Source organism: Aetokthonos hydrillicola CCALA 1050 (genome assembly GCF_017591665.1).
In the GTDB taxonomy this organism is placed as follows: Bacteria; Cyanobacteriota; Cyanobacteriia; order Cyanobacteriales; family Nostocaceae; genus Aetokthonos; species Aetokthonos hydrillicola.
In genome coordinates, this window is sequence record NZ_JAAKGC010000090.1 from 1 (window position 1) to 26,855 (window position 26,855).

At 41.4% G+C, this 26,855-nt stretch carries 17 protein-coding genes and 1 pseudogene; 15 read left to right on the plus strand and 3 right to left on the minus strand.

Annotated elements, in window-relative coordinates; all coding sequences use genetic code 11:
- The 9 genes and pseudogenes from G4P69_RS29270 to G4P69_RS29310 all read left to right on the plus strand — a co-directional run.
- Positions 1-1,140 (plus strand): annotated as a pseudogene (locus tag G4P69_RS29270) (tryptophan halogenase); the annotation flags it as partial.
- A 173-nt stretch (positions 1,141-1,313) separates the two neighbouring features.
- On the plus strand, positions 1,314-9,011 hold the full coding sequence (locus G4P69_RS29275) for a type I polyketide synthase (RefSeq protein WP_208344400.1): 7,698 nt from the start codon (positions 1,314-1,316) through the stop codon (positions 9,009-9,011).
- Positions 9,012-9,063: 52 nt separating this feature from the next.
- Positions 9,064-9,309 carry a hypothetical protein gene (locus G4P69_RS29280; protein WP_208344401.1) on the plus strand — a complete coding sequence of 82 codons (246 nt, stop codon included), beginning with the start codon at positions 9,064-9,066 and terminating at the stop codon, positions 9,307-9,309.
- 83 nt (positions 9,310-9,392) lie between these two features.
- Positions 9,393-11,261 carry an NAD(P)/FAD-dependent oxidoreductase gene (locus G4P69_RS29285; RefSeq protein WP_208344402.1) on the plus strand — a complete coding sequence of 623 codons (1,869 nt, stop codon included), beginning with the start codon at positions 9,393-9,395 and terminating at the stop codon, positions 11,259-11,261.
- A 108-nt stretch (positions 11,262-11,369) separates the two neighbouring features.
- Positions 11,370-13,214: an NAD(P)/FAD-dependent oxidoreductase gene (locus G4P69_RS29290; protein ID WP_208352960.1), complete on the plus strand. Its 1,845-nt coding sequence runs from the start codon at positions 11,370-11,372 to the stop codon at positions 13,212-13,214.
- A 162-nt stretch (positions 13,215-13,376) separates the two neighbouring features.
- Complete coding sequence (locus G4P69_RS29295) at positions 13,377-13,730, plus strand: hypothetical protein (protein WP_208352965.1); 354 nt, start codon at positions 13,377-13,379, stop codon at positions 13,728-13,730.
- Positions 13,731-13,789: 59 nt separating this feature from the next.
- Entirely contained in the window at positions 13,790-14,797 is a 1,008-nt protein-coding gene (locus tag G4P69_RS29300) for an alpha/beta fold hydrolase (RefSeq protein ID WP_208352968.1), read from the plus strand.
- Positions 14,798-14,813: 16 nt separating this feature from the next.
- Complete coding sequence (locus G4P69_RS29305) at positions 14,814-15,620, plus strand: hypothetical protein (RefSeq protein WP_208352976.1); 807 nt, start codon at positions 14,814-14,816, stop codon at positions 15,618-15,620.
- A 192-nt stretch (positions 15,621-15,812) separates the two neighbouring features.
- Entirely contained in the window at positions 15,813-16,658 is an 846-nt protein-coding gene (locus G4P69_RS29310; protein ID WP_208352984.1) for an SDR family NAD(P)-dependent oxidoreductase, read from the plus strand.
- Between the two features lie 87 nt (positions 16,659-16,745).
- Here the strand turns inward: G4P69_RS29310 and G4P69_RS29315 are convergent, their stop codons facing one another.
- Positions 16,746-17,288: a PadR family transcriptional regulator gene (locus tag G4P69_RS29315; protein ID WP_208352987.1), complete on the minus strand. Its 543-nt coding sequence runs from the start codon at positions 17,286-17,288 to the stop codon at positions 16,746-16,748.
- 280 nt (positions 17,289-17,568) lie between these two features.
- On the opposite strand from G4P69_RS29315, the gene G4P69_RS29320 reads away from it, so the two are divergent.
- From G4P69_RS29320 to G4P69_RS29330, 3 genes are read left to right on the plus strand one after another with little or no spacing between them, the layout of a single operon-like run.
- Positions 17,569-18,894: an ABC exporter membrane fusion protein gene (locus G4P69_RS29320; RefSeq protein WP_208352996.1), complete on the plus strand. Its 1,326-nt coding sequence runs from the start codon at positions 17,569-17,571 to the stop codon at positions 18,892-18,894.
- 38 nt (positions 18,895-18,932) lie between these two features.
- Positions 18,933-20,102 (plus strand): ABC transporter permease DevC, encoded by a 1,170-nt coding sequence (gene devC, locus G4P69_RS29325; RefSeq protein WP_208352999.1) that lies wholly within the window; start codon positions 18,933-18,935, stop codon positions 20,100-20,102.
- A 13-nt stretch (positions 20,103-20,115) separates the two neighbouring features.
- A complete protein-coding gene (locus G4P69_RS29330) occupies positions 20,116-20,799 on the plus strand; it encodes a DevA family ABC transporter ATP-binding protein (protein WP_208345856.1) in 684 nt (227 codons plus the stop codon).
- Positions 20,800-20,875: 76 nt separating this feature from the next.
- Here G4P69_RS29330 and G4P69_RS29335 read toward each other — a convergent pair whose 3' ends face one another.
- Positions 20,876-21,151: a hypothetical protein gene (locus tag G4P69_RS29335; RefSeq protein WP_208345855.1), complete on the minus strand. Its 276-nt coding sequence runs from the start codon at positions 21,149-21,151 to the stop codon at positions 20,876-20,878.
- A 770-nt stretch (positions 21,152-21,921) separates the two neighbouring features.
- Between G4P69_RS29335 and G4P69_RS29340 the strand changes: the two genes are divergently transcribed.
- Both G4P69_RS29340 and G4P69_RS29345 read left to right on the plus strand, forming a co-directional pair.
- Entirely contained in the window at positions 21,922-23,298 is a 1,377-nt protein-coding gene (locus tag G4P69_RS29340) for a protein kinase domain-containing protein (RefSeq protein ID WP_208353006.1), read from the plus strand.
- 162 nt (positions 23,299-23,460) lie between these two features.
- The gene (locus G4P69_RS29345; RefSeq protein WP_208345600.1) at positions 23,461-24,795 is read left to right on the plus strand and encodes a serine/threonine-protein kinase; all 1,335 of its coding nucleotides are present in this window, start codon (positions 23,461-23,463) and stop codon (positions 24,793-24,795) included.
- A gap of 44 nt (positions 24,796-24,839) precedes the next feature.
- On the opposite strand, the gene G4P69_RS29350 is transcribed toward G4P69_RS29345, so the two are convergent.
- Complete coding sequence (locus tag G4P69_RS29350; protein ID WP_208353009.1) at positions 24,840-25,868, minus strand: M28 family peptidase; 1,029 nt, start codon at positions 25,866-25,868, stop codon at positions 24,840-24,842.
- Positions 25,869-25,969: 101 nt separating this feature from the next.
- On the opposite strand from G4P69_RS29350, the gene G4P69_RS29355 reads away from it, so the two are divergent.
- A partial coding sequence (locus G4P69_RS29355; protein ID WP_208353011.1) for an urease accessory protein UreH domain-containing protein occupies positions 25,970-26,855 on the plus strand: 886 nt, incomplete at its 3' end.

Here is a 26,855-nt window from a genome sequence, read left to right on the forward strand (position 1 = left end):
GCCACTAATCACTGGGTAGGGCAAGGTCATTGGTTGTGGATGATTCCTACTGATAAGGAACCAATGGGATTATCGGTTGGGATGATGCATCATCATGATGTGATCCCTGCGGAAAAAATTAACACTTCAGAGAAGTTTTACGAGTTTTTGAAGGCAAATCACAATGTTCTCTACCAGCTCATTAAAAGTGGGGAGCAAATAGAATTCAACTATTGGTCAAGACCTGCACATACCAGCAAAACGATGTTCTCTCCAGATAATTGGTATGTCATCGGCGATGCAGCGTATATTTTCGATGCCTTCTACTCTTACGGAACCACAACCATTGCATTTGCTGTTGAGTGTGTGACAGAAATCATCCGAGCCAAACTTGCTGGTGAACCTGACGTTGAAAACAAGCGAACTGTCTACAACAAGTTCAATCTTGAATACGCTCGACTGGTCAATTGTCTGTATCGTCATCACAACAAACAATTAGGTCATGCGAGCGTTATGAGCTGGCGAATCTACTTTGAGTATATGTGGTGGTTTGGAGTAAATGTGCCGATGTTTATCGGTAAATGGCATTTAGATCCAACTTTTGTCAGTAAATACGTGGAAATTGCTCGTAAAAACACTGATGGAATTTTTGCTGATGTATATAAGCAGTTCAATCAGCTAGTAGACCGTGGTGCAAATATAGGTCTCATGGACTGCTACCGAGCAGATCAGCTCATAGGAAAGTATCATACGCTCAAACACTTTGATGACTTTTTGGAAAATAGCAAATTTGAGCCCAAGCACTGTAATGTGTTCGCAGGGATGAAACACGATTACTTCTACATTGCTTTGTGGTATGTACTGTTTCAATGGAAAGGCTTCGGTCTTGCTGGTATACTTAACCCACGGCACATATATTATTTTTTCCATATGTTGTCATTATCCGCTCAAGCTGCTGTGGGTGAGCTAATCTATCGTTACAAGACTAAAAAGGTTCCTGCTAACTCTCAAGTAGAGAAAATGCGGCAAGAATTTAAAAGCTATCGATACCAACCTAAGTTACGTCCTTGGCTTCACAATTTATCTGATCTGACTCCAGCCAAACAAGACCAGAGTTCCCTCGAAGAGGAAAAAACTCCAGAACTATCAATCTCAGGTTGATTTTAAATTTCGCATTCAGATGTTAAAGCTATTGCAACTGCATTAGGAAACTTCAAGCAGTTTGATACAGCGATAAATTTGTCAACAGCGTTATAGAGAGAAAAGACAGTAGTTTATTTTACCAAGAGTAAATACTACTGCCTAAAACTAAACAACACTCAGAGTATAAAATAATGAATGGTCATAAGCAACCTGCTCACGATGTAGCAGTCTCGTTTTCTCAAAAATCTGACCAGCACAACAGCGTTTGTGAACCGATAGCTGTAGTCGGAATTGGTTGTTGGTACCCAGGAGCTCAAGAACCTCGGCAGCTTTGGGAAAATGTTTTGGCACGTCGTCGTGAGTTCCGTCGTATACCAGACGTGCGGCTTCCACTTGAGGAGTATTATGACCCAGATCCAGAAGCCCCTGACAAGACCTATGGGCAAAGAGCAGCTTTAATTGATGGCTTTATCTTTGACTGGGCAAAGAAGCGCATTCCGCACCAAACATACATATGTACAGATATTGCTCAATGGTTGGCATTAGAAGTAGCTGAGTCCGCCTTGCAGGATGCTGGCTATACCCGTGAGACAGTACAACGTAACGCCACCGGGGTGATCTTGGGCAATACTCTTACTGGTGAGTGGACTCGCTCTCACACTATGCGTTTGCGTTGGCCTTTTATACGGAGAACACTTCTTGCTTCTGCTAATGCTAAGGGTTTACCAACAAGTATTCAGCAAGAACTTGTAGCAACAATGGAAGAATTCTACAAGTCCGTGTTTCCGCCAACCACAGAAGACACTCTTGCGGGTGGTTTATCAAATACTATTGCTGGCAGGATATGTAACTATTTTGACTTTCATGGTGGTGGATATACAGTAGATGGTGCTTGTTCTTCGTCGCTACTAGCAGTATGTACTGCAGCCAATTACCTAGCTAATGGTGATCTGGATATGGTGCTGGCAGGCGGGGTTGATATTAGTCTGGATACTTTTGAACTGATCGGTTTTGCTAAAACTGGCGCTTTGACAAAAAGCGATATGAATGTTTATGATAAGCGCGCTAGCGGTTTTCTACCTGGTGAAGGCTGTGGATTTGTAGTTATGAAGCGGCTAAAAGATGCTCGCGCCGCAGGTGACACCGTCTATGCAGTTCTTCGTGGTTGGGGGATCTCCTCTGATGGAAAAGGTGGCATAACTGCACCTAGCCGCAATGGGCAAGCAACAGCCATTCGACGTGCTTATATGCGGGCTGGGTATAGTCCCCAAACTCTAGACTTTGTAGAAGGGCACGGAACAGGCACTCCAGTAGGAGACAAGACCGAGATTGAGGGATTGGCGGCAGCAATTCAAAGTTATGGCACTGCTCCTGATAGAAGCTGTGGGATTACTTCTTTTAAATCTATTGTTGGGCACACTAAAGCGGCTGCAGGTGTTGGAGCTTTTATTAAGGCAGTTATCGCTGCAAATCGGCGCGTTTTGCCTCCCACTGCTGGCTGCACAGAGCCGAACAACAGTTTTGACACCTCTGCACGTGTCTTATACCCGATTTTGCTGGGAAAGGTTGAGAAGCCAACTAAGACGCTGCATGTTGGGGTATCTGCTATGGGTTTTGGGGGGATCAATTCCCATGTAACTTTGGAATCAGGAGATTTACCTTCCCCTAAGCTAGCACCAGCTTTTGAAGAACGTGCACTTCTGGTTTCTAATCAGGAAAGTGAAGTGTTTGTATTTGGTGCATCGTCTGTTCCTGAACTGTTAAGCAAAGTGCAAGCACTTTCACCATCAGTTGAGTCTCTGAGCTTGGGAGATTTTGTCGATCTTGCAGCAGATTTAAGCGAGAAACTTGCTTTAGAGTCTACTGAAGTTCGTGCAGCACTCGTCGCTAATACTCCAGAAACATTGAGCGATCGCCTAAATACATTGGTTGAAATCTTACACCAAGACCCTCCAAAAGAAGGAGAAATCAGGATCAATCAACAGCAAGATATTTGGGTCAGTAATCGTGTACACAAAAATCGTTTAGGTTTCTTAATACCTGGTCAAGGCTCTCAGCAATTGCTGATGGCGCGGGTACTAGTTGAGCGGTACACTTGGGCAAGGGAACTTGTGGCTCAAGCAGATGAGTGGGTTACACTTTCAGGTGGAAAACCTATATCATCTATTATCTTCCGCCCACTAGACCGTGCATCTGGTTCAGAAGAGATTGATCGATGGAAACAGGAGCTTTCTGACACTCAGGTTGCACAGCCAGCTATATGTCTAGCATCTGTGCTGTATGCACGATATCTAGATCGTTTGGGCATTCGTCCCTCCGTCGTAGGTGGACATAGCTTAGGAGAACTAACAGCATTTCATTTAGCTGGAGCCTTTAACGAAGCCGACCTTATCAAGTTGGCGACACTAAGAGGACAAGCTATGATGGCATCTGCCGAACAACCAGGAGCGATGGTCAGTCTTGCTTGCACAGAAGATACAGCAAAGACACTCATTAAAGGTGTCTCTGGGTACGTGGTCATTGCTAATATCAATAGTCTACGCCAAATAGTAGTCTCTGGTGAGAAGCAGGCAGTTGAGGAACTTATGAAGCTCGCATTACAGCAGGGTATAACTGCGAAGCGGTTGCCAGTTTCCAATGCTTTCCATTCTCAACTAGTAGCTACTGCTGCACAACAAATTTCAAACAACGAGTGTATACCGGAAGTACTGGGTGAAATTCAATTAAAAATCATCTCCAGCATGCGCGATGCTACAGTCGAGCAGGGAATTAAGCTACGGGAGCATTTTTCTTCCCAGTTGCTTGCCCAAGTGGATTTTGTCCGTGTCGTGGAACAAATGCAGCAAGTGTGCGACTTAATGATTGAAGTAGGGCCAGCTGGTGTGCTTTCTGGATTGGTTAGAGACATTCTTGGAACTGATCGTGCTTGCTTACCTGTAGCTTCAAAACCAAACGCTGATCGCGATTTGAACAAAGTTGTTGCTGCTGCTTTCGTTCACGGTGTTGAAATCAATTGGACTAACCTCTACGACAACCGTCTCGTCCGTCCTTTTGTTTCTGGGCGTCTGTTCATAGACAATCCCTGTGAGCGTCCCTTTACCTCCAAAACTGGTGTCACTATAGATCCAGGTTTATTTAGAAATAATGGATTTCTACTAAATAAATCTCCGTCGAAGTTGGAAGCAGCAGTTAAGGCAGCGATCTCTGAAGTGACTAAAGCTTCTAAGGGAGGAACGAACGGTAAAACAGCCAGATCCAAAATAGAAGAACAGTTATTGGGGCTGGTGGCAAAACGAACTGGTTACCCATTAGATAGTATCTCTCTGAAATCAAGATTATTAGATGATCTGAATCTTGATTCAATTAAAGCGGCCGAACTAGTTGCGGCTGCTGCCAAGCAAGTTGGTGTAGAAGGTAAGCTTGATCCCTCTGAGCTATCAAATGCAAGTCTAACTGACGTAGCGACAGCTATTTACGCTGCTTCTGGAGAATCCTCTGAAGGCACCGCTGTTGAAGGAGTACTACTAGATCTAGTAGCAAAACGAACTGGTTACCCATTAGATACAATTTCTCTAGAATCTAAGTTGCTGGATGACCTGAATCTCGACTCGATTAAAGCAGCAGATATGGTGGCTACTGCTGCCAAGCAGGTTGGTGTAGGAGGCAAGCTAGATCCTTCTACACTAGCAAATGCGACCTTAGGAGAAGTATCTGTTGCACTTCGCCAAGCATTGGCGGAATCAGACAAATCTGTAAGTATAGGATCTTCCAAACCAGCAGAAACTTCACAAACCAAAGGCGATCGCAACTCTAACTGGGTACGAAACTTTTCTATCAATTATGTACCATCCAATTTACAAGATCAGACGGAAAATTGGCAGGATGCAAATGTTCTCATTGTTGCTGATAGAGAAGAAATCGAAATTGTTAGAGCATTACGTGAGCAACTTTTGTCTTTCGGGGCAAGCGTTGAGGTAGCTTGTTATAGTAACCTCTCCCACAAAAGCAACACAGCCAAGTTTTCCCATCGAATTGCCGTCCTTCCACAAACGACTTCTCAAGACAAGGATGAAGTGATATCTCTCTCCCGGATGGTGGAACGATTAAAAAGCATTGCTACCCCATCGAGAGCAGGAGGAGCGCGTAAGTCTTGTATAGCTTATGTGCAATTTGGCGGTGGTTATTTTGGTACTACTACAACAATAACAAGTCCTGAGGTATGCTGTGCGGCTGCTTTTGCACGAAGCATTCACCATGAACGACCCGACCTTCGTGTTCGAGTAATTGATCTGTGTGAGACTATCGAGCCAATTCGTGCTGCAGGGTTAGTTATTAGAGAATTGTCAGGAAACGCGGCTTGTATTACAGCAGGATATAACGCCAGTTTAGAGAGGTTAGAACCGCAGGCTCGTCTCGATCAACCTTTACAATATGTGCAAAGACAGCACAGTTGGTCAGATCAGGATGTGATTTTGGTCACCGGCGGTGCTAAGGGAATTACTGCTGAATGTGCTTTAGCTGTTGCGCGTATTACAGGTGCAAAACTGGCTTTAGTTGGCAGTTCTCCAATTTCTAGCACTGATGCGCGCTATCAAGAGGTCGCACGCACACTTGAACGATTCAACAGTGAAGGTCTAACCTGTCGCTATTACTCTTGCAATATTATTGACTATAATGCTGTTGCAAATCTAGTAACCCAAGTAGCTGCTGATTTAGGCTCAATCAGTGCTGTAATTCATGGTGCAGGAGTTAACAAACCCCGTCGTTTTGAACAAGCTAGTCTTGAAGATGCGGTAACTGAAGTATCTCCCAAGGTACTCGGTGCTTACAATCTCCTCCAAGCCCTAGGATCGGCTCCACCAAAGTTGTTTATTGCCTTTACGTCAATTATTGGTGTGACCGGGATGCCTGGAAATGCCTTGTATGCATTCTCCAACGAGTCATTAGATTTGATGTTGCGCCGTTTTGAAGTTGACCACCCACAGACAAATGTCCAATCTGTCGCCTATAGTGTGTGGAGTGAGGTTGGAATGGGAGCCCGCATGGGTAGTATGGAAAACTTGGGTCGGATGGGAATAGAAGCTATCCCAACAACAGAAGGTGTTAATCGCTTTGTACAATTGTTTACATCTGATCCCGGAGCCAAGCAAGTTGTGATCGCTGCACGGTTAGGAGGTTTAGACACTTGGTCTCCTGTCCTGTTACAGCCTTCTGCAAACCTTCGCTTCATAGAGCAAGTAAACTACTGTGAACCAGGTGTAGAACTTAAAGTTCGCACACGCCTGACCTTGGAGCGTGACCTTTATGTACAAGATCATATCTATCGTGGTTCATATCTCTTCCCAACAGTTTTTGGGCTTGAAGCAATGGCACAAGCCACGGCTTATGTAACTGGTGAGCAGCAGCCGTCTATTATTCGTATCGAAGATGTATCTTTACAAAGACCGGTGGTTGTTGATCCCACTGAAGGCGTTGAAATTGAGATACATGTTGAAGTGTCGGAAATTGATGCTGCTGGAGAACGACGGGTTAAAGCTGGTATTCGGACGGAGCAAACTGGTTTTACCTCTGATCACTTTGCGGCGACACTTATTTTAGGTGATCCGAAAGTTGGTGATATAGCTGCACCAGAATTTGGTGAAGCACTTGATATTAATCCCTTGACCGATCTTTATGGAAGCTTACTTTTTCAAGGTACACGTTTCCAAAGGATGAGTTCAATTTTCCAACTGAGTAGAGAAAAGAGCTTGTTTCAAGCCAATATTGTGTCTTCTAGCGAGTTGGGGAACGAAACTTTTGCGATCGCTCACGACACATCCCTTGTACTTGGCGACCCATACTTTAGAGATGTTCTATTGCAAGCAATGCAGCTTAACATTCCTCAAGATATTTGTTTGCCAGTACATATTGACAAAATTGAATTGTTCCACAATCCATCAGTAACAGCACAAGGTAGTTCGAGAATAGTTACAGCAATTCTCAACAAGCGAGAAGGTCGTGAGTATTTCTGTGAGGTTATTGCTACTGATGATCAGGGACATGTGGTAGAACATTTAACAGGCTATCGGCTACGTATTCTTGAAGAACATCCAGAAAACCCGACGGCTGTTGAACTGGCGTTCCCAGAAGCACGAGATGAGCGAAATCTCCAAAACATCTTGCAATCTAACTGCAAGGCTTTAGGATTAAACCTGCCAACAGTTTCCCTTGGTCTTGAATCTAATTTGCAGCCAAAAACTCTAGAACAGCGACGCCAAAGACAGCGCCCAATCATTACCCGCGCACTACAGACGCAGCTAGGATTACCTCCAAGCGAGGATATTGTTTTTGAGATTGAGACTCTACCATCAGGAAAACCCTTATTCTCAGGAGCTATCACACAAGGGCTTAATCTATCACTGTCTCACGATGACCGCTACTGTTTATGTGTAGTTGGCTCAACTCCACAAGGATGCGATATCGAGCCAGTAGCTAATCGGACAGCAGATGACTGGATGGCGATTCTTGGTACTTTGCGTAGTTCCGTTGTGGATAGATTAGTAAAAAGTGGGGAGTCACGCGATCGCGCAGCAACTCGTGTCTGGTCAGCATTAGAATCCATAAGGAAAGCTTTCAACGGAGTAAATCCAGAGTTCTCAGTTGAAAAGCAGCAAGGAGATGCAGTACTTTTACGAACACAAATACCGCAAGGTTTATACTTTGTTCTGACTTTACCGATCAGGCTAACACGTGGTTCAGAAAGGATGATAGCTGTAATCGTTTCCCCAGAACAAATCACAAGTGAAGGGATACCGAGCGTCTCATCAAGTAATGATGTTTCTAGCCCTGTCGAACATAGTGACAGGCACAGAATACGCTACACTGACGACGGACCACAAGGTCAGCAAGTTTACGAACAGCGTTTTCAGGTTTCCTTTAAGGAGAGTGCTAGTATCAGTCGCCGTGTATTCTTCTCTCAATACATTTCTTGGATCGGAAAAATTCGTGAATTTGCTATGGAGAGAATTGGCTCACAGTTGGTCTCGGATTTCTTCAGTGAATGGGGAATGGTAACCAACAAGGTCAGTCTACGCATTGTAGGCGAAGCAACAACTTATGATGTTATCCAGGCTCGCTGTTGGTTAGGAAATGTAGTGGGTTCTACCTTTGACAGCTATATTGAGTTTTGTAAAGTTCTACCAGATAACTCTCTAGAACGGTTAGCCCTTGGCGAAGTCAAAGCAACTTGGGTACGTTTAGTTGACTACGGAGTTCCTGCCCCAAGAAAGTTTCCAGAATACCTTGATGAATTCCTCAATCGTTTTTGTGCAAAGACCCCAGCAACTATTGACCTGAAGAACCCTTCATTGCTCAATCTCCCACCACTACCTGCCAGTCTTTCTCAGCTAGAATCGGGTCGCTTAATTTATAGTACTTCTTCTGGTTCTAGTAATCGGAAGGTACTTCGCGCCGAAACATTTCAAACTACGCTTGAAGAATCAAATTTGGTAGGTAACGTCTACTACGGAAACTATTTTAGTTGGCAAGGACGAGTACGAGATCTCTTCTTATATTCAGTAGCACCTGAGTATTTACGGGTCTCAGAGCCAAGAGGCGAGATGATTTGCCTGTACAGCCAAATGGACTACTTGCGGGAAGCAATGCCATTTGATCGTGTTCGTGTTGTTCTTTCTGTACAATCCTTTTCGCTGTATGGAGCTGTGTTTAGTTTTGAGTTCTTCCGTGAACAGCCAAATGGTCAACTAGAGAAACTGCATATAGGTCAACAAGAGGTTGTATGGGCACAGCGTCTCCCTGATGGAACTGCTGTAGCGGCTCCTTGGCCAGAAAAAGTGTTGCGTACCTTTGAAGGAATACTATCTTCAAACGATCTCATCCTATCGTGGTAAACAAACTAACCACTCCACAAAAAACTGTTCAACATTAGTCAAAGTACGTCATATGAGCATCACAAAACAGCGAAACTGGTTGCGTATCATGCATCTTATAGCCTCAGGTTGTTTAGGCATGTTCATCTACTCTCCATGGAGAAATGATCCCAAATTTGTCTTGGTCATGAGTGCTTTTATCTTTCCTACTGTTGCATTAACAGGTTTATGGATGTGGCAAGCACCACAAATAAACAAATGGTTAAAGCGCTCATCTTTATCAAGAATAGATGAACCAACAACACAAAACCTCAAATAGCAATAGCTAACTAAGTTGCGGTTAGTCCTGCTTGGACTAACCACATTAAAAGTCTTTAAAACAAGTTAAATAAGGATTTACTCATGCACACAACCCAAGTATCTTTGCCAACGCAAGATAACCAATTACAAGAGCAAGAGTATGATGTTGTAATCATGGGAGCAGGATTTGTAGGTAACTGCCAAGCCCGACATCTTCTTCTTAAGATTCCTAACATCAAAATTGCCCTAATTGATCCACGCCCTGAAGATCGTACCGATAAAGACTTGAAACTTGGCGAATCAATGGTTGAAATTGCTGCTCTGTTTGTCTACAAGGAATTAGGTCTTTATGAATACATGGTTGAAAACCACCCACCCAAGTTTGGGCTGAATTTTCATTGGCCTAAAAACCCAACTAAAACCGAATCTATTGACGACTATTATCATATATGGACGCATAGACAACCTCCCATTGCTTCCTTTCAAATGAACCGAGCCAAGTTCGAGCGGGACTTGCTGAAGATGAACAAAGATATGGGAGTCATCTTCTACAATGGTCGTGTCGTTGATGTGGATCTTACCCCAGGTGATGCTCTCAATATTGTAAAAATTAAGGTTGGCTCAGAGAAAAAGATACTGAAAGCCAAACATGTGATTGATGCTGCTGGTCGCAAGTTTATCATAGGACACAAAACTGATAATCTTCTGTTTGGTCCAGACAATTTGTTTGGGGTTAATACAGGGTCAGCATGGTTACGCGTCAAAAACGTGGATCGCACAATTTTCCACAATGGTTATGACCCAACGGGTACTAGCACAAGCCATTATTATGCTACTAATCATTGGTTTGGTCATGGACACTGGCTGTGGATGATTCCCACAGAGATGCAAGATACAGAATTATCCATAGGAATCATCCAACATCATGATGTAATACCTGCAGATCGGATCAATACCTTAGATAAGTTCCTCGGATTTCTTAAGACCAATCACAATATGCTCTACCGACTGATCATGAGTGGTGAGAACGTAGACTTTCACTATTGGCCTAGAATTGCTCATTCCAGTAAAACCATGTTTTCTCAAGATAACTGGTATGTAGTTGGTGATTCTGCTTGCATTTTTGACGCTTTTTATTCTTTAGGTACGACGATGGCTACATTTGCCATGGAAAGTGTCACCGAGATTATCCGTGCTAAGCAAGCAAATGAAGCTGATGCAGAGAAAAAAAGGTCAGCCTACAATGAGTTTAACCTTACCTTCTCTCGCTACATGAACCGTCTAATGAGCTATCACTCTAAACATTTAGGTAATGCTAGCATTATGAGCTGGCGTATCTACTTTGAGTATATGTGGTGGTTCGGCGTGCTTGTGCCTTTCTACGTTGGCAAATGGCACTTAGATACGAAATTTCTACCCACATTTATAAAGCCAATCAAGGGAAATATGAATGGCTTGTTCAAAGACATATACTTACAGTTTAACAAATTGGTTGAACGAGGCACCAATATTGGCTTTATGGATTGCTATCGTGCAGACCAATTAGTCGGAGAATACTATACTGCTCAACATTTTGATAGCTTTTTGGTTAACTCAAAGTTTGAGCCTCATCACTGTAATGTTTTTGCTGGTATAAAATATACCCACTTCTATGTTGCTATTTGGTACATGATGTTCCAGTGGAAGGGTTTCGGTCTTGCTGGGTTACTAGCCCCACGGAGCCTATATAACTTCTTCCGACTATTGGCATTGTCCGCTCATGCTGGAATGGGTGAACTATTATACCGATATCAGATGAGAGGTGTTCCTGCCAATACTCAAGTTGCAAAAACCCGCGAAGAGTTTCAACACTACCAATATCAGTCTGAATTACAACCCTGGAGTGAGGACAATCATAAACTCTCCAGCCAGGAAACAGCGGCAAAGGACAAAGAACTCTCAAAAGTTCAAGAACTATCCGTATCAGTCTAGTTTCTTTCTCATTCTCTCTCTATGACGTTGTACATTCTCTGACCTTTAAAAGAGCGTGCATCTTCATAGAGATAACTCATTAAAACAAGATTCAATAAGGATTTACTAATGCACACAATCGAGTCCCAATCCGCAATAAATGGTAATCAATTGCAAGAGCAAGAGTATGATGTTGTAATCATGGGTGCAGGATTTGCAGGGAACTGCCAAGCGCGACATCTTCTTCTTAATATTCCTAACATCAAAATTGCACTAGTTGATCCCCGCTCAGAAGAACGGACAGACAAAGACCTGAAACTAGGTGAATCGATGATTGAAGTTGCAGCTTTGTTGGTTTGCAAAGAGTTAGGTCTTTATGAATACATGATCGAAAACCATCCGCCTAAGGCTGGACTAAACTTTCATTGGCCTAAAGATCCAGAAAAAACAACATCTACAGACGATTATTATCACATCTGGATCAATCGACAGCCCCCTATTGCGACCTTTCATATCCACCGATCTAAGTTTGAGCAAGACTTACTCAAGATGAACAGGGATATGGGGGCTGTTTTCTACAATGGTCGTGTGGTTGATGTAGATCTAACCCCTGGTGATGCTTTAAAGACAGTTAAAATCAAAGGCAACGACCTAGATATAGAAATTAAAGCTAAACATGTTGTTGATGCAGCAGGTCGCAAGTTTATCATTGGAAAAAAGACTGACAATATTTTGTTTGGTCCAGAAAACCTGTTAGGAGTCAACACTGGAACAGCATTTTTACGGGTCAAAAATATTGATCGCACAATCTTTCATAGTGGTTATGATCCAACAGGATCATCAGTCAGTCACTATTACTGTACCAATCACTGGTTTGGTCATGGTCACTGGTTATGGATGATTCCCATCGATACAGATCCACTAGAGTTGTCAATTGGTATTATTCAGCATCATGATGTAATACCTGCGAATTCTATCAATACTCTTGATAAATTCTATGCATTCCTCAAAGAGAATCACAATGTACTTTATCAGCTGATCATGAGTGGTGAGAATGTGGATTTCCACTATTTGCCACGGATCGCCCATACCAGCAAAACCATGTTTTCCGAGGATAACTGGTATGTTCTTGGCGATGCAGCTTGTATATTTGATGCTTTTTATTCTTATGGTACAACGATGATCGCACATGCTATTGAGAGTGTGACCGAGATTATCCGTGCCAAATTAGCTGGTGAGAAAGACGCAGAGGAAAAAAGAAAGGCATATAACGATTTTCAGCTTACGTATACCTACAGCGTCAACCAACTTTACCGCCATCACTCCAAACAACTGGGTCATGCTAGCGTTATGAGCTGGCGCATCTACTTTGAGTATATGTGGTGGTTCGGGATGCTGATACCTTTATACGTAGGCAAATGGCATTTGGATCTTAAGTTCATTCCTACATTTCTTAAGCCTTTCAAAATTAGTATAGGTGCCAATGGCATCTTCACTAATGTGTACGAGCATTTGAACCGATTGGTGGAGCGGAATGCAAATATAGGGTTGATGGATGGTGTTCGCGCAGATCAACTAATATGGGGTTATTATGCGTATAAGCATTTTGATGACTTTTTAGAAAACACCAAATTGGAACCTAAGCGCTGTAATGTTTTTGGAAGCATGAAACAGGCTTTCTTTTACATTGCGGTTTGGTATGTGACGTTTCTGTGGAAAGGTTTTGGGCTTCGCGAAGTACTTAATCCACGTAACCTTTACCACCTCTTTCGCATGTTGGGCTTATCAGTCCAATGCGCATTAGGTGAGTTGATTTTCCATCTCCAAAATATAGGTGTTCCTGCAAACAGTGGTGTAGCAAAAATGCGCAAAGAGTTTAAAAGCTATCGATATCAAGGGATTTTACAGCCTTGGGCTAATGAAAAAGCTGAGCAATTAAACCAAGAAGATACCTTAAAAGTTCCAGTCTTGTAAAAGTATTCGACAAGTTACGCTTTATACAAGCAGGGGGAGCAAGGAGTATGACGGGCATTGGCGTTCAGATCTCTTTCGAGTTCTCCCTGTTCTTTAACCTTTGGTATTGAAAAGTTTCATTAAAAACATAAACAAATATATAAGCTTTTAATTGATAACAATATGCCTGATTTATTGGAAAGTGTAAACGTTCAAGAACTTCTCAAGGGAGCCAATCTCCTTGGATTGAATATTTCTGAATCTGAACTCAACCAACTTCAGTCTGGCAGTATTCTTTCACTTGAAGGCAGAGGTTTAGGTGAAATTGGTTCAATATTCATTCTTGCTGAAGCTTTATCGAAAATGAATTCAGTTAAGAATGTTACTTTTGAAGATTTGCGAAAAGTTATACCACACTCTTCTCATGGTTGTGGAATTCCTATATACTGTTGGAAATGTGACAATCTTCGTAAGTGTTGTCTTTGCTTGACTTTAATCAATGGTAAGCCAGGAGTTTTCATCTACTGGCAGTTCTAGTCAGGAGAATAAAGTAAAGAGTTTCTTTCAAGTATAAAATGTTGTAAACAGGTGGTACTGTGGTATACTTATTAACTAAAATCAGTATACTGATTCTTTTACTATTAAGTGTTGGTGTTCTTTATGGAGCGATCGCTACTACTAGTGACCAATATAAGTATTCACCTCCAGGTAAGTTAGTTGATGTAGGGGGATATAAACTGCATATTTACTGCTCTGGTGAGCGCACAGATGACCGCAGCCCCACAGTAGTGATGGACTTCGGACTTGCTGGTTGGTCATTAACTTGGAGCCTGGTACAGCCAGAGGTTGCTAAATTTGCCCGTGTATGTACCTATGACCGTGCTGGATATGCTTGGAGTGATCCTGCTCCAACACCTCGCACTATCCAGCAAATTGTCTTGGAATTGCACACTCTACTAACCAATGCTGGAATTGAAAGTCCTTATATCTTAGTCGGTCACTCATTCAGCGGACTGACTGCACGGCTATTCGCCAATCAATACCCTAACGAAGTTGCCGGAATAGTCTTGGTAGATGCAATCAATGAGGACATCTATTCACGACCTTTCTTTGAATTTCAAACAATGATGGCTCAGACACTGCAGAAGTTTCGTCTTCTGTCAATAACATCTCGTTTAGGAATATTGAACCTACTCATCAAGCTAGTAGGAGCGAAGGCTGCACCAGATTTTGTCAAGAAGTTGCCATCACAGATTCAACCACAAATCCTCGCCAAATTCGTCAGTAAAACCTTTGATGCAGCTTCTGCTGAAACTGCGTCTCTAGAAAAGAATGCAGCACAGCTTACGTCTATAGCTTCACTCAATAACATACCGCTAACCGTTTTATCACACGGGATACCCGATATGTTTTCTCACTTGCCAGCTAACACAGCAGAAAACTCAGAGCGAATCTGGCAGGAACTACAAGCAGATTTAGCAACCCTATCATCAACAAGTAGGCTGATCATCGCTGAACAAAGTGGTCACTTTATTCCGATTGATCAACCTGACTTAGTGATAAATGCCATTCGCCAAATGGTTAAAGCAGTTCAATATCAATAACATCAACGAGGTATCTATGACTATCAAAAAAACCGTCAGTCTAGCAAAATCAATAGCAGCTATCGTAGGGTTGACAGCATTGACAGTCCTTAAGGTTTCTCCACCTGCCAATGCCGAATCTTTCACTTGTGGACCAGGTCATTATTGGGTGGAAACTTGTCCAGCTGGTCTTAACGAATTCAATGATTCTGTGAGTATCAACATTCGTGTTTCCGGTGGTCCATACGAAGGTCTAAGTTTCGTTACACAACTCTCTGGTCAGGCACAGATTTTGAGAGGATGGCCAGTTAGTAAGCTAGTAAAGAATGGTAACAGTTGGACTTGGCAAAACGGTGAGATCAAAACCGAGATTGTAAACTTGACAGCTACTGGAGCATCTCCCTTGAGTCCTTCGATAACTGTTGTTGCAGGTGATGGAGTTCCTGACCTTGTTGCTTCTCCATCTTCAAGGAAGTCCCTATACTCATCAGGATCAATCACACAGAAGACGGATAATCTATCTCTAGCTGATAGTGTTTTTAATGTTTTCTTGGAAATCCAAGGAACCCCGGAGGGTACATTACACAACAACACTCCTATCACTTTGCATACAGTGACACCACTCACACAGTTCCCTCAAAATTCTATTGAGTATGTCAGTACTGACACAATTACGCTATATAACGCTGATGGGCTTGAGATTGCTAAGTTAGTTCCAGACAGCGCTGGTAGATCCGTCGTCCTGACTCTTACTAAACGCCTGTCTAGTGAACACAAAGAACAGGAACGAGACATATCTTGGAATTGGGGGAGAGGAAAGTCGAGTTTAAAAACAGATGATTAAAACAGAAAAGAATTAATCCCCCAGTCAAAACAATTCAAAATGCAAAATTCAAAATTCAAAATAGAAGAAATAATTTTGAATTTTGAATTTTGAACTTTGAATTGCTCAGTGGGTGCCTGTACCCGGAATTAATTAATTCAAAAAATTTTTCCTCTTAATTTTGAATTTTGAATTCAAAAAATGGTCAATCTTATGGTTATAGCTACTAAAAAAGCCGTATTTGTTACGGGAGCATCTACAGGAATTGGTAAAGCATGTGCACTTCATCTGGACAAGCTGGGATTTCGGGTTTTTGCTAGTGTGCGAAAAGAAGCAGATGCTGATGCTTTGAAGGCAATAGCATCTACAGAGTTCACTCCTATTTTGATGGATATCGTCGATGGTGCTTCTATCACCTTGGCAGCAGAAACTATAGCTGCGGCTGTTAGCGATATAGGCTTAGCTGGTTTAGTTAATAATGCAGGTACAGCGATTATTAGCCCTCTAGAGTTACTAGAAATTAGAGAACTTCGGCATCAGTTTGAAGTCAATTTATTTGGACAGCTTGCAGTTACTCAGGCTTTTCTCCCGCTTTTACGAAAGAGCCAAGGTCGGGTTGTCAATATAGGCTCAATTATAGGTAAAGTGGCGGTACCATTTTTGGGTTCCAACTGTGCTGCAAAGTTTGGAATGGAAGCGTTGACGGATGTACTTCGGATGGAGCTCCGACCTTGGGGTATCTCTGTCTCAATCATTGAACCTGGCTATGTAGCAACACCAATTTGGGACAAGGTTGTATCTATCGGAAATGAAACTGCAGCGAATCTTCCTCCCTATGAGCGAAATCTCTACAGTGGCGCGATCGCATCTGCTTGTAAATCTATACTCAAATCAAGTAAAGCCGGAATTCAAGCTGATTTTGTTGCTAAAGCTGTTGCACACGCGCTTACATCGAAGAATCCGAAGACTCGTTACCTCGTTGGACGTGATGCAAAACTTGCAGCCCTAGTTAGCAAATTTCTGCCTGATCGAGTGCTTGACCGGGTGATAGCACAATAAGACGAAAACATAAGATTAATGTCATAGAACACTGCGGGCTGTAAAACCCGCATTTCATACACAAATTAAAGATGCAACAACTCGGCTTCAACTCGACATCATATTAGTTAACACTTGTATAGCTTCATTGCACCACTCAACCCAATCTGCTTCATAGCGAATACCTCTACGTAAAGCCTGGTAGCGAAATCGTTTTTCTAAAGCCAAATTTTCAATATTGCCAAAATCTTGTCGTTCCAAGTCTTGATAAGCAGATAACTTTTCTAAATGAATTTTACGACGACGCTTTAACTCTTCAATAATTACCGGCTTAGGAACTAGATAACCAGCAAAGATTTTAACTAAAAGATCCTCTCTGACAGAAGTAGGTTCGGAGGGTTGAGCAATCCATTCAGCTAGCTCCTTTCTTCCAAGATCTGTGACGCTGTAGAGCTTTTTGTTAGGGCGGTTCTCTTGAGCAAGAACCTCTGATTTAACCCAGCCTTGAGCTTCTAGCTTGGCTAGTTCACGGTAAACTTGCTGGTGGGTTGCTGTCCAAAAAAAACCCACTGAACTAAGCTTCTTAGTCAAATCGTACCCACTATAAGTACATTCACCTAAAAAAGCTAAAATTGCGTGGTCTAAAGCCATAGTGTGCAACTAATTGAGTAGAATCTAAATATACTTTGATATACAAAAAGTTGCATATTAGCATCATGCTTGCGAGAGATACAAATCAGTGCCCTTATGCGTCCTTAGTTCCTTTGTATTAACCTTCACTCACCAAAGCCAATGTCTTGACATATGCAACTAATTGAGTATAGCATAAATATACATTGATATGCAAAAAAGTGCATAAACTTAATTGTGTATTTAAATATACAGTAATTGACATCTCGGTCAGTTAGACCGATATAACAAGACTAAAGCTATGGTGCAGAAGTCAGTGCATAAAAATCATTCACTCTCAAAACTTAAAGTTCCACTACTTATTGCTTTACCAGTTGTTACAGCTTTAGCGGCTGGTGCAGCAATTGTCTCTAATGCTTTATTTTTCCATGTTAAAGAAAAAAATCCCGCAACCAACAACGTGATTGTTAGTGCTGTTGCTGCTACAGGGTATTTGGAACCAAAGGGAGAAGCAATTAATATATCTGCTCCTGCTTTCTCTGAAGGTACGCGAGTCAGCAAATTGCTAGTAAATCGGGGAGATAGGGTTAAATCTGGTCAAGTAATTGCTATTCTTGACAACCGAGATCGCCTCGAAGCTGCAGTCAAACAGGCTCTCAAACAAGTTGAAGTTGCTCAAGCACAGCTAGCTCAGGTAAAAGCTGGAGCGAAAAAGGGTGACATTAAAGCTCAAAAGGAAAGATTTCAACGTTCAAAATCTGAGTTAGAAGGACAAATAGCCATCCAAAAGTCAACTATTGGCACTTTAGAGGCGAAGTTGTTTGGAGAAAAAAGTGCCCAACAAGCGACAATTGACCGCCTAAAAGCCGAGTTACAAAACGCCCAAATTGATTGTAAGCGTTATCAGAGCCTAAACAAAGGTGGAGCAGTTTCAGATCAACAGCGTGACAAAATCTGTCTCCAACAAGAAACTAGTCAACAAAGCTTAAATGAAGCCCAAGCCAATCTTAAGCGAATTGTTAAAACTTACGCTGAGCAGATTGCCGAGGCAAAAGCTAATCTTAATCGGACTATAGTAACAGAGTTAAAGCAGATCAAAGAGGCGCGAGCAACTCTAGATTCAGTTGCAGAAGTGCGTTCTGTAGATGTGCAAGTACAAAAATCACAGCTAGAAGCAGCACAAGCTGCTGTCTTGAAAGCTCAAGCGGATTTGGATTTAGCTTATGTACGATCGCCTAGGAATGGTCAAATTCTGAAAGTTTATACTTGGCCTGGTGAGGTTGTTGGTACTGATGGAATTGTTAAACTAGGCGAAACCGAGCAAATGTATGTTAAAGCAGAGGTTTATGAAACAGATATTACTAAAGTTCGTCTAGGTCAACGAGCAACTATCAAAAGTGATGGCGTTTTAGGTGATTTAAAGGGAACTGTAGACGAAATCGGTCTACAAATTGGGACAAAAAATGCACTAGGCACTGATCCAGTCGCAGATGCAGACGCCAGAGTAGTTGAAGTGAAAATTCGCCTTGACCCGCAAGCAAGTCAGAAAGTAGCAGCCTTAACTAACTTACAGGTTAATGCCATCATTCACACTAATTCTCGTGAAGCAAATATTTCACATTCTTGATAATTTAATTCACATTTATTTACTATGGTAAAAAAACCATGTTTAAGAAATTACCTGCAGCTTGGTTACAACTGAGGTACCAAAAAATACGTTTAATAGTAGCACTTTCAGGAGTTATCTTTGCTGTAGTGATTATCTTTATGCAGCTTGGTATTCGTGATGCCTTATTTGATAGTGCTGTTCGTCTTCATCAAGGGTTACAAGGTGATTGCTTTTTAATTAGTCCAAGGTCTACCTCTTTAATTGCAATGGCAAGATTTTCTGAAAGAAGATTAAAACAAGCTTTGGCATTTGATGAGGTGGATTTTGTTACACCTATTTATTTGGATTTTGGTCAATGGAAAAATCCTGAAACCAAAAATTATTGGCGCAATATTTTTATCATTGGTTTTGACTTGCGGCATCAAATATTGAGTTTTCCAGGAGTATCAGAAAATATAGATACTTTGAAAATACCAGATATGGTTTTATTTGACCAAAGTTCTCGGTCAGAATTTGGTTCGATTGTCTCTCAATTTAAAAAAGAAGGAAAAGTTACCACAGAAATTACCCAAAGTGGTAACAATCGTAAAATTAAAGTTGCTGGATTATTTACTTTAGGAACATCTTTTGGTGCTGATGGTAATTTAATTACTAGTCATTTAAATTTTCTCAGGATTTTTAGTAATCGTCATAAAGGCTTTATTGATATTGGAGTCATTAAATTAAAACCAGGAAACGATGCAACGAAATTTACTAGAAAATTACGTCAATATTTACCTAAAGATGTTAAAGTTCTTTCGAAAGAAGAACTAATTAACTTTGAGAAAAATTATTGGCAAAGCAGCACAGCAATTGGCTTTATTTTTAATTTAGGAGTAGCTTTAGGAATAATTGTTGGTATGGTTGTTGTGTATCAGATTCTTTATACAAATGTTTCTGAACATCTCCCTGAGTACGCCACTCTCAAAGCAATGGGATATCGTCACAATTATCTTTTGTCTATGATTATACAACAGGCTATATTTATTGCAATTATGGGTTATATACCAGGTTTTATGATCTCTGTAATTCAGTACGAATTTGCGAAACAAGCAACTTTGCTTCCTATTGCAATGAATTTTAGTAGAGCATTATTTGTAATGGTATCAACCATATTGATGTGTTTGATTTCTGGTGCAACTGCGGTAAATAAACTAAGAGCAGCAGATCCGGCTGATATTTTTTAAAGGCTAGATATCTATGCAACCTGTGATAGCTATTCACAATTTAAACCATTACTTTGGTACTGGTGCTCTCAAAAAACAGGTATTAATTGACATTAACTTAGAAATTGAGCAAAGAGAAATTATTATCATGACTGGTCCCTCTGGTTCTGGTAAAACAACTTTATTATCATTAATTGGGTCTCTACGCTCTGTTCAAGAGGGAAGTCTTAAAATTTTAGATAAAGAAATGAATGGGGCTAATGAAGAGGAAATGGTGCGAACGCGTCGCAACATTGGTTATATTTTCCAAGCTCATAATTTACTACCATTTATGACAGCTAGGCAAAATGTACAAATGTCAATTGAATTACACGAGGAGATTAGCCAACAAGAGGCGATCGCGAAATCTGAAGTCATGCTGAAGGAAGTTGGGTTGGGTGAACGAGTTAACTATTACCCAGAAAACCTCTCAGGAGGACAAAAACAAAGAGTTGCGATCGCCCGTGCTTTAGTGAGTCATCCCAAAATAGTTTTAGCGGACGAACCCACTGCTGCACTAGACAGTAAAACTGGTCGAGATATTGTAGACCTAATGAGACAGTTGGCAAAAGAGCAAGGATGTACTATTTTGCTAGTAACTCATGACAATCGTATTTTAGATATTGCTGACCGCATTGTTCATATGGAAGATGGTCGGCTGGTAAACCAATCAAATTGAAATTGAATGTTGATAGTATAGTCACAAAAAAGCCCTACACCATCAAAGAGAGACAGTGTAGGTAAAAAATAGCTATTTATTGGACGGGCAAACAATTCTGAATTGATTTATCAAGCGTGTCCCAAATTTGAGCTTCAGTTGCTAAAAAAGGTTTCTTCAGAATTTTGTACTGAAGGTTCTTTTCAGCAGTATCAAACTTATATTCAAGAACAAGTTGACCTACTACTGTTTCAGTGGTAGCGGTTCCTGGATTACCTAATGAGTAGATAGTTTTATGTTCAGCTTCAGTCGTTACTTTAATACGTTCCCAAATTTCTTCTGTGATTCCAGAGTAAGTTTTTTCCTTAGCCACAAATAACCTCCATACATAAATTAAAGTGTTTTCACTCAGATGTCATTGATGCAATTTTGCTTTGCGCAATGCTGATATATTCTTGAAGCATGACAACTTAACCGCTCAGCTTGACATCTCCCTGCTTTAAAAGGTCAGGATTTCTACAAGAATCTCTATATAATCTGTTTGTGTAATGTTTCTCTTTGGGATAAGACAAACCAAGCCATAAACATGAGAATACGCTACGCGAATTTAACGTTGATTAGGAAATGGCTTTCTTCAGATCACAAAACAGATCATATTTATCTGGTAGTGTCAAAACTTTACCAACCACCTCCACTAGACAAATATCTAGCTGTGTAGTTATCCTTACTAAGAATATTCACGCGGTGTCACGTAAACGCGGTTCCTGATTCTTCTAAATGTTGCGTAATTTTCTTTACAGTTATAGTAAACAGAGCAACTAATCAAGATGTTTGAGCGTTCATGTTTGTCAATCCAAAAGACTTTATTCTTGATCCGTGAAGTTTGCGCTTACAAGAATTGTTCTATACAACTTTGTGATCATCCGGATCAAGACTATTATAAATATAACTACGTACCCTGTCAACTAAAAAATTGCTAAATTCTCTTAAAGAGATTACGAGTACATTAGCAAACATGCCATAATACACCACACTGAGTGGTGTATCACAAACAGCATTTTTTTATCAGCTTGATTTATGTTTCCTTTAACCTAGAATAGTGCTTATTCCTCGCTCTTACTTACAAAGATAATAATCAAGCCAATGCCTGCAAAAATCACGCTCACGATCACCAAGGGCAAATTATCGGGACGGAAATATGTCTTTGACTCGCGTACTACATGTATCCTTGGCAGGTCAAAAGACTGCAATCCACAACTACCGGATGATGAAGAGCATCGTATCATTTCCCGGTATCACTGCTTGCTAGATATCAACCCACCAGCTATTCGAGTAAGGGATTTTGGTAGTAGAAATGGGACTTTTGTTAATGGTAACCGAATTGGGCAACGCGAATCTAACCAAACGCCAGAAGAAGCCGCAAAGCTCCAATTTACAGAATATGATTTGCAAGATGGAGATCAAATTCAACTGGGTAACACGGTTTTTGTAATCAGCATTCAAAACTCTCCAGAACTTATTAACGTTTCCGAATTTTTACCGTCTACAGTTGATATTAACAATGTTAACCAAAACTTAACCCCATCAGCTAATTTGCCGGAATATGTAAAACGCTTATTAGGTTTAGCAGACGGTGGGAACAAAAATCTGATCGCTATTAGCGGTTATAGTCTTATCCAACTGATAGGAAAAGGCGGTTGTGGAGAGGTTTTCTTAGCACAGAAGAAGAACACAAAAAAATTGGTCGCCTTGAAAGTAATGTTACCCGCTATCGCTGCAAATGAATTGGCTATACAAATGTTTCTCAGAGAAACAGAAAATACGAAAGCTTTGCAGCATCCTAATGTGGTAAGGTTGCTTGACTATGGTTACTCTGAAAGTATTTTCTTTTTCACAATGGAGTATTGTGAAGGCGGTACAGTTAGTGATTTAATGCGGCGACATAAAGGAAAGTTATCAGTCGATGTTGCTGTACCAATTATTCTGCAAGTCTTGGACGGGTTAGAATACGCACACAATGCAGAAATTCCTAATGTCAAATTGAGCAATGGAAAATTTGGTAAAGGTAAAGGCTTGGTTCACCGAGATCTAAAACCAAGTAATCTTTTTCTCTCTGTAGTTAATGATAAACTAACAGTGAAAATTGGAGATTATGGTTTAGCAAAAGCGTTTGATTTAGCAGGTTTAAGCGGTCAAACTTTAACAGGTTCTAGAGCAGGTACTCCTGTTTTGATGTGCCGTCAGCAATTATTAAATTATAAGTATGTCCAGCCAGAAGTAGATGTATGGGCAGCTGCGGCATGTCTATACTATATGCTTACGGGAACATTCCCTCGTAATTTTTTTGGCGGCGATCGCTTTTTGGCCGTGTTACAAAATGATCCCGTACCTATTCGCCAGCGCGATCAGTTTATTAGCGAAGAATTGGCTCAGGTTATTGATTTAGCGTTGGTTGAGAAACCAGAAATCCACTTTAAAAGCGCAAGGGATTTTAAACAAGCTTTGTTAAATGTGTTTTAATTGACAGTAGTAATTTTTAAGTACGTTCAATGTTTGATGCTTTTAAAATAAAATATATTATACACGTATCTGATTTGGGTGTGTACAGCCTCAAGCTTGAGAAGAGAGAGACAAAAAAGTAGAATAGTATTTAGTTATCTCAAGTGAGAGCGTAGCTACCTAATGATACTTTGGACACCTGATCAATCTCTACAAGACGGACGCTTTATCATTCAAAAAGTCCTTGGTAGTGGTGGCTATGGTATTACATATAGCATGGTCGAACAGTCCACAGGCAAATTATTTGTCATCAAAACCCTAAACCACATCCAACAAAGTCAACCAGATTTCCAGCAGCAGCAGGTAAAATTCGTTAACGAAGCTTTACGTTTATCAAGATGCGCTCATCCCCATATCGTCCAAGTTTATGAACTGATAGAAGAACAAGGACTATGGGGGATGGTTATGGAATATATTGACGGGCAAGATTTACAAGCTTATCTTCAAGAGCATGGACAGTTATCTGAATCAGAAGCGCTACGCTATATAGACCAAATTGGACAAGCATTAGACTATGTCCACCAGCGAGGTTTTCTTCATAGAGATATCAAGCCTGCCAATATTCTCTTGCGAAGTGGTACATTACATGCAGTGTTGATAGACTTTGGTCTAGCCCGTGAATTTAGGTTTGGGCAAAGCGGAAGCATGACTAATTCAAAGACAGAAGGATATGCACCCATTGAACAGTATGACAGAAAAGGAAATTTTGGTGCGTATACAGATGTGTATGCTTTAGCGGCAACGCTGTATACTTTGCTTACAGATGAAGTGCCTTTTCCGTCGAATTTTAGAAAATACGCACAATTACCACCACCAAAAGAACATAACCCTGCCATTAGCGATAGAGTCAATGATGCTATTATGGCAGCGATGGCATTCGAACCGGAAGATAGAATTCAGACTGTTCGCGAGTGGTTGGAATTAGTAATACCAAGCAACACAATTTCTTTTATTCCTCAAGCCCCAACCCTCAATCTCAAATTGGATAATGGTATTGATTTAGTCACTGCTAAGGTGTACTACACTCAGTTAGAGCATTTACTTGCAGCAGGAGAATGGCAAGAAGCTGATAAAGAAACATTACGACTTATGCTAATACTTGCTGCAAGAGAAGACCAAGGTTGGCTTCGAGAACAGGACATTAATATTTTACCCTGTGAAGACCTGTGTACCATCGACCAACTTTGGGTAAAATACAGCGGTGGGCAGTTTGGATTTTCTGTACAAAAGTCTATTTATGAGAGTCTAGGGGAACCAACCGATTATAATCGAAAATTTTGGGAACTCTTTAGTGACCAAATTGGTTGGAGAAGCCAAGAGGGTTGGATAAACTACAAAGATCTAACTTTTGACCTTACCGCACCAGTAGCACACCTTCCGGGATTAGTGCATCGTGGATGTACTTTAGAAGGTGAAAAAAGCCTCTTTTCTCGTATCGAATATTGCTGCACAGGGTAAAGCAGGGAGCAGAGGAGCAGGGGAGGAGGGGAGCAGGGGAGCCGTCACTCATTCTCCAATAATTTTAGGGTAGCATTTACGACAATCTGAGCAGAACCAGTAAAAAACTTACGGTCAATTGTTCCCAGTGTATCACTAGATTGGTGGTAATGCGGTGTACGTAAATTAGCTGTGTCTGTCACTAGTACAGCACCTACCCCTTGATACCAGAATGGAGCGTGATCGCTACGTAATACATCTGGTGTTAGCAAGCCTTTGAAGGGTATTGGCAGTGTTAGTATAGGTGGCAACAGAGATCCACTCTTACTTCTCTTATTCAACGCGATTGACGAACTAGTTGAATTCTCAAACGCACTTAGTAACGAAGAGTGTTCTACATCGCTAATTATTGCCAAGAAATCACCTTGAGTGCTGGGTGGAGTGACGGGTAAACCTACGGGATATTTCTGACACCCAACAGTGTGGCACGCAAAACCGATCATATCTACGACAATAACACCGCGTAGATTCTGCAAATGAGCTTTTTTGCTCACAAAAGCTTTGCTACCTATAAGTCCTGCTTCTTCCCTGTCAAAAAAGGCTAACTGTAGAGTCCTAGGTGTAGGGTATGAACCGAGAAGTCTAGCAATTTCTAGAACTACAGCTACTCCACTAGCATTGTCATCAGCACCAGGTGAAATATAAACTGTATCGTAGTGAGCTGCCACAAGAATAGTTCCTGCTTCTTTATCACTACCCTGTCGTTCGGCTAGAATATTAACACCATCAGTGAACTTTTCCAGTTTGGGTTTCCAGCCTAATTCTTTGAGTTCAGATGTAATGTAACTTCGAGTACGCGATCGCTCCGCCGGGGTGTAGCGCGTAAAATTCAACCTTTGAATATGGTTAAACAACCGACTTGCAGAAACCTGTGGAGTCTTGGTAAGTTCCTTAGACTCAACTTGTGTTTCTGATTTTTCCACTTTCACGGTTTCTCTTATGAGTGGCTGATGCGTCGGCTCAATAAACCCGCTACAACTTACCATACCTACTGTTGTAATAACCAACAGCATCAACCAAATCAATTTTTTCATTACTCTTGATTTATGCTTCCCTTAACCTAGAATAGCGCTTATCCCCGACTCCCCTGCCCCCCTGCTCACCTGCCCCCTGCTCCCTCCTCCCTCTTAAGAACATGTTAGATTTATTACTCATCATGACCTTAGGTTTCCTAGGAAGTTTCGGTCACTGTATGGGGATGTGTGGTCCTTTATCTGTGGCGTTTTCGTTATCTTCTAAGCAAGAAACTCGCAATTGGCGACAGCAGCTACATTTTCACATTCTCCTGAACCTAGGACGAATAATCAGCTATGCTTTGGTTGGTGCTGGTATTGGGCTGCTGGGCTCTGTATTGCTTGCTAGTGGGCAAATGGCAGGTATTGGGAGTGAATTACGCCATTGGATAGCAATTATCACTGGCATTATGTTGATTTGGTTTGGTTTAGGACAAATTAAACCTGATTTTTTGCCGCGTATTCCGCTCTTACATCCGATATTGCAGGGAAGTTTACACAATCGCTTAAGTACAGGAATGATGAAACTTTCCCTTAACACAAGATGGTGGACACCAGCTTTATTAGGGATGACTTGGGGTCTAATGCCTTGTGGTTTCTTGTATGCTGCTCAAATTAAAGCTGCGGAAACGGGCAATCTCTGGAAAGGCGCAGCAACAATGCTAGCTTTTGGTATTGGGACCTTACCCGCTATGTTATTTATAGGCGTCTCAACCTTTTTAGTTAGTAAAGACAGGCGTAGTCAGTTGTTTCGGTTGGGCGGTTGGGTCACTCTCACCATTGGAGTGATAACGTTATTACGCACTGGCGACACAATGGTAGATTATACCGGACACGCTGCACTGATATGTTTGATTATGGCGCTTATTGCTCGCCCCATCAGCAGATTATGGTCAGCACCGCTGCATTACCGACGTGCGTTGGGAGTAGGTGCTTTTGTACTATCTGGACTACACACTGCTCACATGATGGAACACTCTCTAAAATGGAACCTTGCAGCTTTCTTTT